The 7,440-nt window shown below is 50.1% G+C and carries 7 protein-coding genes and 1 tRNA gene; 4 read left to right on the top strand and 4 right to left on the bottom strand.

Annotated elements, in window-relative coordinates:
* Positions 1–341: 341 nt before the first annotated feature.
* Positions 342–414, bottom strand: a tRNA-Thr gene (locus Q0E49_RS07595).
* A 187-nt stretch (positions 415–601) separates the two neighbouring features.
* On the opposite strand from Q0E49_RS07595, the gene Q0E49_RS07590 reads away from it, so the two are divergent.
* A complete protein-coding gene (locus Q0E49_RS07590; RefSeq protein WP_295747657.1) occupies positions 602–1,861 on the top strand; it encodes an OFA family MFS transporter in 1,260 nt (419 codons plus the stop codon).
* A 51-nt stretch (positions 1,862–1,912) separates the two neighbouring features.
* Here the strand turns inward: Q0E49_RS07590 and Q0E49_RS07585 are convergent, their stop codons facing one another.
* Genes Q0E49_RS07585 through Q0E49_RS07575 form a run of 3 tightly spaced genes read right to left on the bottom strand, consistent with a single transcriptional unit; the run spans position 1,913 to position 5,856 of the window.
* Positions 1,913–3,475: a hydantoinase/oxoprolinase family protein gene (locus tag Q0E49_RS07585; RefSeq protein ID WP_295747655.1), complete on the bottom strand. Its 1,563-nt coding sequence runs from the start codon at positions 3,473–3,475 to the stop codon at positions 1,913–1,915.
* 4 nt (positions 3,476–3,479) lie between these two features.
* Entirely contained in the window at positions 3,480–4,568 is a 1,089-nt protein-coding gene (locus tag Q0E49_RS07580; protein WP_295747653.1) for a DUF917 domain-containing protein, read from the bottom strand.
* A gap of 16 nt (positions 4,569–4,584) precedes the next feature.
* Positions 4,585–5,856 carry a cytosine permease gene (locus Q0E49_RS07575; protein WP_295747651.1) on the bottom strand — a complete coding sequence of 424 codons (1,272 nt, stop codon included), beginning with the start codon at positions 5,854–5,856 and terminating at the stop codon, positions 4,585–4,587.
* 320 nt (positions 5,857–6,176) lie between these two features.
* On the opposite strand from Q0E49_RS07575, the gene amaP reads away from it, so the two are divergent.
* The 3 genes from amaP to Q0E49_RS07560 are packed head-to-tail and all read left to right on the top strand — an operon-like array spanning position 6,177 to position 7,349.
* Positions 6,177–6,722 carry an alkaline shock response membrane anchor protein AmaP gene (gene amaP / locus Q0E49_RS07570; RefSeq protein ID WP_295747649.1) on the top strand — a complete coding sequence of 182 codons (546 nt, stop codon included), beginning with the start codon at positions 6,177–6,179 and terminating at the stop codon, positions 6,720–6,722.
* Positions 6,723–6,732: 10 nt separating this feature from the next.
* On the top strand, positions 6,733–6,924 hold the full coding sequence (locus tag Q0E49_RS07565) for a hypothetical protein (RefSeq protein WP_295747647.1): 192 nt from the start codon (positions 6,733–6,735) through the stop codon (positions 6,922–6,924).
* Between the two features lie 23 nt (positions 6,925–6,947).
* Positions 6,948–7,349 carry an Asp23/Gls24 family envelope stress response protein gene (locus Q0E49_RS07560; RefSeq protein WP_295747645.1) on the top strand — a complete coding sequence of 134 codons (402 nt, stop codon included), beginning with the start codon at positions 6,948–6,950 and terminating at the stop codon, positions 7,347–7,349.
* Positions 7,350–7,440 lie beyond the last annotated feature (91 nt).

Below are 7,440 nucleotides of genomic sequence, written 5' to 3'. Positions count from 1 at the left end.
AGCTTAGTTGCCTAAAAAATTATTATTCAGTTTTTCAGTCGAAATATTCAACTTCCAACTTTATGGGTACACGTCACAGCATCTCTTTTTATTTGCCAACACAGCAATTCTAGGCACACAACAAAACTCTTCTGAATGTTGATTTAGCGATGTTTATACTCCCTATTGAGTCATAGCTCAAGCACACAAAAAGTAGTTTTCTCAACTTGTGTGCTTTGTGTGTGCCTAATTCTTAAAAATACACCTTCATTCAAAAAAGTTCATTGCTATTCAAAAGTACAAAAAAGCCTTCAGATCAACGTTACAAGCGCAAACTCTGAAGACTTCTGAAGATTAAATTATGCTGACTAGAGGATTCGAACCTCCGACCTCCGCATTACTAATGCGATGCTCTGCCAACTGAGCTAAGTCAGCATCAATCAACGAATAATAGTATATCAAAGACTCAGAAAAATGCAAGAATTTTTTGCTAAATTATCCCGATTCTGAGCGACCACTAATTATTTAAAATTAAAACCACCGAATCCGTAATTTGTTATTGCCGGTCACCCCAAACCGTGATACTTTATATTTACGAATTATAATTCGCTTTTACTTCTTAATGTTCGTGTTTAGAAAGGGGTATCTAGTCGTGTCTTCATTTAAGCGTTATGGTGTGGCCCTAGCTGGGGTTGTCTTTCACCTCATGATTGGCGGCGTCTACGCTTGGAGCGTCTTCACTAAGCCGATTGTTCGTGAAACAGGCTGGCGGGAGTCCAGCGTTGCCTTTGCCTTTAGTTTAGCCATCTTTTTCCTGGGAATGTCAGCTGCCTTTATGGGTCAGTTGGTAGAAAAGTTCGGGCCTTCGACGGTTGGTACCATTTCCAGTATTTTTTACGGTACCGGCATTGCCCTCACTGGCTTGGCCATCCACAACCGTCAATTGTGGTTATTATACCTTGCTTACGGGGTGATCGGCGGGCTGGGGCTCGGTTCCGGTTACGTCACCCCAGTCTCGACAATTGTCCGCTGGTTTCCCGACAAGCGGGGATTGGCAACCGGCTTGGCCATCATGGGCTTCGGCTTTGCGGCCTTGCTGACTGGCCCAGTTGCTCTCCGGTTAATCCTGACGATTGGTCTTGTCCGCACCTTTTACGCCCTCGGGCTGTTTTACTTCACCGTGATGATCATCGCGGCACAATTCATTAAGAAGCCGCATCCCCACGAATTACCAACGGTCATTGCCCAAAATGCTGCCAGAATCAGCTTAACTAACCAAGAAATGACTGCAAGCCAAGCAGTCCGGACCCGTTGGTTTGCCTGCCTCTGGTTTATGTTCTTCATTAACATCACCACTGGGATTGGCTTAGTTTCGGTAGCCTCCCCGATGGCCCAAAATATGACAACCATGACTCCCGCAACCGCAGCAGTAATGGTCGGGATCATCGGCCTATTTAACGGCTTTGGTCGACTGGCCTGGGCGACCTTGTCTGACTACATCGGCCGTCCACTGACCTACAGCCTGATTTTTGTCCTCGACGTTGTAATGTTGTTGATCCTAATCATTTTTAAGCAACCATTTATCTTCGCCCTTGCGCTGTGCCTCTTGATGTCCTGCTATGGTGCAGGCTTCTCCGTTATTCCCGCCTACCTCGGCGACGTCTTCAGTACTAAGGAACTGGGGGCTATCCACGGTTACGTCTTAACTGCCTGGGCTGCTGCCGGAATGGTCGGGCCGCTACTGCTCTCCTGGACCCACCAAGTCCTCCACAACTACTATGTTACGCTGGTAGCCTTTATCATCATTGACCTGCTGGCAATGATCGTTTCACTGCGGATCCAGAAGGGCTTTGTCACCCACCACTTAACCGAATCTGCTTAAGACAGTGAAAAACTCCACCGTTCCCTTGGACGATGGAGTTTTTTTGTGCCATTAACGTTTAATTTCGCCAACAACTTTCACTTTGACTTTGTGTGCATTGCCAGGCGCATAAGCAATCGGCGTTTCTTCGACTGCTACCAGGTGTGTCGTGGCTGGATCAGCACCCGCCCGTGTGGCCTGACCAGCCGCTTTTTCTTCAGCAGCTGCCAGGGCCTTTTTACGTGGCACCTGGTCGTAAGCGTAAAGCCGTTCGTATTCGCCACCGATTTGCGCAATTGATGCCCCAATGGCATTGGCAACCGCACCTAACGGATCACGGAAGATCTTACCGACACCCGCTAACTGTTGCGGGGCAATAATTGCTCCGCCGCCCACCAGTAGCAGGTTGACATCGCCCGCCTCCGTCTTAACACTATCAATACTTTCTTCCAGCATTTCTTTAATCCGTTGGCCAGCCTGCTTAGCCAGTTTTAAGCTGACCTTTTGCTTAACGAGCTGGGGGTCACCAACTGTAGCTAACCCCAGGCGGACAGCGATATCCGTTGCCGTTACCGTGTCACCACCAAAGCAGACAGCCCGTTCCTCAATCTGGTAACCGACACTGTCTTGTCCGACGGTCACTTTACCTTCAGGCGTTTGGCGGACAATACTACCACCGCCCAGGCCAATCGACAGGATGTCTGGCATCCGGAAGTTCGTTCGAATTCCACCAACTTCTACCGCTACAGAAGACTCCCGCGGGAAGCCGTTAACCAATACCCCGAGGTCAGCAGTGGTCCCACCAATATCGAGCACCACCGCATCCTTCAATGAGGATAGGTAAGCCGCCCCACGGATACTATTAGTTGGCCCGCTCCCAATCGTCAAGATCGGGTGTTGCCGCGCGTAGTCAATGGACATTAGTGTCCCATCATTTTGGCACAGGTACGGGGTAGCATTGGCAATGCCTGCCTGCTGAAGGGAGCTCACGAAACCATCAGCCGTCCGTTTCATCACCCGATTAAGGGCCGAATTAAGAATCGTCGCGTTTTCCCGTTCAATCAGGCCGAGTGACCCAATTGCCGCTGAACAAGAAACCGGGAAGTCATCCCCATACAGCTGGTGTGCCAGCTTGGCAACCGCCTGCTCCTGCTGGTCATTAACCGGCGAAAAAACACCGATGACTGCTAATGAGTCTACCTTACCAGCCCACTTTTGCAATAGTTCCTTAACCTCTTCCGGATCAAACGGTGAAATCGGGCGCCCATCGAACTCATTACCCCCATGGAGGGTTGCTGAAAGGGGGGCTAGTGCGTCTACCAGGTTAGCCGGCCACTCAGTAAATGGTGGCAATGAGAGGGTCGCCGGGTAACCCAGGCGGATCACCCCGACCGAAATCAAATTTTTGCGCTCAACAATGGCGTTCGTACACTGGGTGGTTCCCAGCATCGCGACGTCAAGTTGGCTGCCGTCAATCTCGCTTGTTTGGAGAACTTGCTGGATCGATCTGGCAATCCCCGTTTGAATATCCTTAGTGGTATGCGATTTGGTATGGGCCACCACCTGGTTGTCGCTGGTTAAAATCACTGCGTCGGTATTGGTTCCGCCAACATCAACGCCAAGCCTGTATCTCATCAGCTCACCTTCCTTCTGTCACCAGCTGTTCCACTGGCACGTAATCAAAGTCATAACCGAAGTACCGCGGGCCAACCGTCACCAGCCCCTTCGTCGTCCGCCATTGCGGGTCGCATGGCAAGCCAAAAACAGACAAGCGTTTGCCATAGCGAATGTCTTCTGCCGTAAACGGCGTCAGCGAATCAATGTCAGCCAGGCAAATCAAGTCCGGGACGCTCGTAACCACCCGATCATCTAACTTGGCAATCAAATTTTCGTTTTGGTAGTCAATGACTAGTTGATGACCAGCAAAGTCCTTCAATCCTTCCACCGTAATTTGGCCGTGGTTGAAACCACCCGCTGTCGTTTGAGACACGTCAACCACCTTGCCATCAAACAGGTGAAAACTGCCAGTCAGCTGGTGAATTTGTTCTAGCTGCCACTGACGACCACGAGAATGTTGGCGGACAACCTGTCCCAAGCGCTGACACTTAGTCAAAATACCGTGAACGCCCACTTGTTGCAGCATTTTACCGGTAGTCGAGAAGAGCGAAACAACTGCCGTTGCTCCTAGTTCCACCGTCATGTCACGCGCCAGCAATTCGGCCCACTTATCGGTGACCGTTTCTAACAAACCAAGGTTCCCTTTTTCATCGGTAATCGCCATTGGTGAGACGGTTACCCCGGCTAAGTGGAGTGTCGTCATCTGCAGTTCCGGAAACGCCCGCCCCATTGAATCGACGTCGACGACCGGAATGCCAGTCTGAGCACTTAACACCAGTGGGATCATCGAATTGACACCACCAGCTTCAATGGGAAAAATTCCCCCAATCTTTTGGTGGCGTCGTTCAGCCACTGCGTTCAGCACTCGTTGAAATTCATCCCCCTTGGGGAACTTCTCAGTCATTACTGATGGCGCGCCCATACAAGCAACCGGTGCATAAATAGCATCCGGATCGACGTCATCAACCGAAATTAGCTTGACTGGTTGGCCCTTAGCAATCGCCACTTTGGCCATTAGCTTGCCCACATAAGGGTCACCACCTCCGCCAGCGCCCATAAAAGAGGCACCAGTAGTAATGTCTTCCACATCTTGTTGTCTTAATTCACGCACGGAACTCCCTCCTTTTCTAGTCTTCCGCTTCTTCGCGCCGGGTGTCATTTGCCGGCTGGCTCAGCCGGGCTAATAGGAGGTAGAGTACCAGGGAGATCACAATTCCCGTTAGCGGGTTGACCGCCAAGTGTGGTAAGCCCGGGAAAAATGACATGACAACCGGAACGGCAGCGATCAATGCTCCCGCCGCCCAGGCAACAATTCCTTGCCAGTGATAATCAGCAACTGGCGCATGGTCATCAACGTGACCGCGATGAACCAGCCAGTAAGCAGCTGACATCACTCCCGCCGCCGGGGGCACCATTGCTCCCAGTAGGTTCATTACCGGTTCAAAGAAATTCATAATGCCAAAGATGGCCAGGACTGTCCCCGCCATACCAACAAGGAAGACCGCCAGTTTCTGGTATTTTGGTGGGACATTGAAGATGTTATTAAACGCAATTCCGCCAGAAAAAGCGTTAATGACGTTCACCTTCCAGGTTGCTAAAACGAGTGCTAGTCCCCCAACCAGCGGTGTCGCAACCTTAATAAAGAGTGCGCTGAGATCCGATGAACGGTAAGCAATCGTCAGAATGGCACCAACGGCAATCATCAAGACTCCGGCTGGGATCACGCCCCAGACCGCTGCCTTAACAACGTCACGCCGCCGCGGACTGTACTGGGAGTAGTCACCAGCAATCACTGCACCAAGCGCAAAGCCACCGAGGGTGGTGGTCAACCCCGTCGCAAAGGAGAGGTGGTGCGCCGGCTGGTAAGCCAGCAGTTGGGACCAGCTAGTCGTCTGCATCGCGTGGAATAACCCGTACAAGCAAACCAAGACCAGGTATGGCACCGCCACATAGGTCAGCCAGCGAACGGCTCGAATGCCGTAGATGGCTGTGCCAACCATGATGACTCCCCAGAAGAGGTCGGCCACCCACAGTGGCAAGTGAATTCCGAAGGCAGCCAACAGACCGTTAAAAGCCGCCCCGGCAACGTTGGCCTGGATACCAAACCAGCCTAAACAGCCGACCGCAATGAGGGCCGAAATCACCCGTTGCGAACCCTTCTTGCCAAAGACATACTCGGCAACTTTTACTGTTGGCCGTGCCAAATCAGAACTCTGCATTCCCTGAAAGATCATAATAATGACCACCAGGACGTAGCCGACAAGCGCCGTCAGCAGTGTCTGCATTAGGTTCATTCCCGAGACCAAGGTCCCGCCCAGCAATAAACTGGGAATTGATACCAGGGCGCCAGCCCAAACGAAGGCCAGTCCCCACCATTTCTGATTTTGCTTATTATTCATAACATTCCTCCATTCAAGATCTCAACCGTCGTCGCATCTTCGCAGCCCTCCTTTCTCATTAATTTCTAATATACTAACATGGCTAATCTGGTATAGCTAGTACCAATCCGCTCGCAAACGGTTCCATTTTTAATTATTTTCTAATCATACTAAGCGTTCAAATCTCAGAAGTAAGAATAATTGATGAAGAGTATGAATAAAATACGGGTAGCGCCTTAACAATCCCTTAAATGGGTTTGTTTTTGTGGCAATCTTTCAATTACCACTGTTATAGTATTAACACAGCAAAGCACAGCCACCCCACGAAAGGAGTGACGTCAATGGCCGCATGGAAAAAATGGTGGGTCGCCTGGTTATTCATCATTCAGGCGCTACTAGGGGCCGGCACAATTCTTCTCTGGTACTTCCAGAATGAACCCGCTGCCCAGCTAATCCTTGGCTGGTTAGCAACCAGGGCCGGACAAATCACCATCGTCATCGTCGCCAGTTACTTAATTGTTCTGGCAATCGCAACAATCGCTATCGCGGTCTTTCGCCCGACAACCAGTAAGCAGTTAACCATCGTCAATGATGGCCCTTACCGGGTCAAGATCGACCAGCAAGCGGTAGAAAAGAACGTTCAGCTGGCACTTGCCGACTACGACTTGTACAACACTGACGCCAAAATCAGGATGCACAAAAATAGCCAGCAGGCTGACGTCACGGTCAACGGGATCTTATCCCAGCGATCGGATTCACGGCACCTGAAACGGTCAATCCACGATCACATCGCCACTAATCTGAAAGAACAGTTTGATATCGATCTCCGCAAGTTGCGGGTAAATCTCAGGCCGTTCAACCACAAACAGGACGTCGCCATCGTTTAGGAGGTGCGCAATGAAACTAACGGCAATCTTTATGGTGGTCGGACTGATCATCAGCATCAGTTGGGTTGCCTGGGGCTTTCTCCCCATGCTGGCGATCCTGCTGACAACTTTAGTTCTCGGCGCAATTGGCTACATCTTAGACATTCTAGGGTACTCAATTAACGACTTTACACAACGGTTACTGAAAAGAATCAGTAACTAAGACAATTCCAAGGAGGAACTACTATGCCTAACACAAACCAAACAACCAAACCAGCTGTCGACCAAAAATTAACCTTTGATGACCAAGTCATTGAAAAGATTGCCGGAATCACCGCTAGCCGCGTCTCTGGGATCATCTCGCTCGACGGTAATATGTTCAGTGAATTTGCCGACAAGGTAACTTCCGGCACCGACATTACCAAGGGCATCAAGGTTGATGCTGGCGAAAAACAAGTCGCCGTGCAGATGGACGCCACGATTGAATATGGCAAATCCGCACCAGAGATCTTCAAGAACGTCTGCAAGGAAGTAGCTGCCGAGATTGAAAAAATGACCGGCCTCAAACTGGTCAAGTTTGAACTACACATCAATGACGTGATGACGAAGGAAGAAATGAACGCTGATAAAGAACGCAGCGTTAGCTAACTTCCGCTAAACAATAAGGCTCTACACTAAATCCTGTTGATGGATTATCCAAGTGGTAATCTATTAATGGGATTTTTGCATACAAAAAGGG

This window comes from uncultured Limosilactobacillus sp. (assembly GCF_934202235.1).
Classification (GTDB): domain Bacteria; phylum Bacillota; class Bacilli; order Lactobacillales; family Lactobacillaceae; genus Limosilactobacillus.
The sequence above is the reverse complement of the archived record's forward strand: the minus strand, read 5'-3'. Positions and strand labels throughout refer to the sequence as shown.

Excerpts from the sequence above, each read along its gene's own strand:
- amaP (WP_295747649.1), top strand. The coding sequence starts at position 6,177 with ATGGCCGCATGGAAAAAATGGTGGGTCGCCTGGTTATTCATCATTCAG.
- Q0E49_RS07565 (WP_295747647.1), top strand. The coding sequence starts at position 6,733 with ATGAAACTAACGGCAATCTTTATGGTGGTCGGACTGATCATCAGCATC.
- Q0E49_RS07590 (WP_295747657.1), top strand. The coding sequence starts at position 602 with ATGTTCGTGTTTAGAAAGGGGTATCTAGTCGTGTCTTCATTTAAGCGT.
- Q0E49_RS07575 (WP_295747651.1), bottom strand. The coding sequence starts at position 5,856 with ATGAATAATAAGCAAAATCAGAAATGGTGGGGACTGGCCTTCGTTTGG.
- Q0E49_RS07560 (WP_295747645.1), top strand. The coding sequence starts at position 6,948 with ATGCCTAACACAAACCAAACAACCAAACCAGCTGTCGACCAAAAATTA.
- Q0E49_RS07585 (WP_295747655.1), bottom strand. The coding sequence starts at position 3,475 with ATGAGATACAGGCTTGGCGTTGATGTTGGCGGAACCAATACCGACGCA.